Source organism: Rhodococcus quanlei (genome assembly GCF_055231015.1).
Genome location: NZ_JBUYWD010000048.1, coordinates 1 through 712, shown reverse-complemented (window position 1 = coordinate 712; position 712 = coordinate 1). Strand labels below are relative to the sequence as shown.

Genomic DNA, 712 nt, shown 5'->3' with positions numbered 1-712 from the left:
CACGCCACGAACCCAGCCGCCGTCACACCCGGCATCCGGTGATAACCACGAGCAAGCCCACCCCCGACCACATACAACTCCCCCACCACACCCACCGGAACCGGACACAACCACCGATCCAGAAGCACTGCACCCATTCCCGCGACCGGCGGGCCGATCCGGACCGGGTCGCCGGAGTTCATGGGGTCTGCGATGTTGGACATCACGGTGGTCTCGGTGGGTCCGTATCCGACCACGACGCAGCAGTGCGCCGCCCACCGTGACAACAGTTCCGGGGAGCATCGCTCGCCGCCGACGATCACGGTGTCCAATGATTCGAGCCGTTCGGGCTCGAGAGTGGCAAGCACTGCCGGTGTCAGAAAAGCGTGCGTGATGCGTTGCGTATTCATGAAGTTCTGCAAGTCGGGACCCGCATAGACGTCGGGAGGAGCGATCACCAAGGTGGCGCCCACCCCGAAGGCCAGTAATTGCTCGAGCAGAATCGCATCGAAACCTACCGACGCCGCCTGCAATACACGTGACGAGCGTGTGGTGCCTGCGCGAGCATTCTGTTCGGCGACGAGACCTGCGAGCCCCGCATGCGTGACCACCACACCCTTCGGCACCCCCGTCGACCCCGACGTATACATCACATACGCAGCACACCCAACCCCCGCACCACCACCCACCACACCACCAAAACCCGACAACACCACAGGATCCGACAACACCA

Annotated in this window: 1 protein-coding gene; it reads right to left on the bottom strand. The window is 63.5% G+C overall.

The annotated features are described in order from the left end of the window. Positions 1–712, bottom strand: a 712-nt coding sequence (locus ACZI8Q_RS20670; RefSeq protein ID WP_463375449.1) for an AMP-binding protein, incomplete at both ends; no start/stop codon positions are given.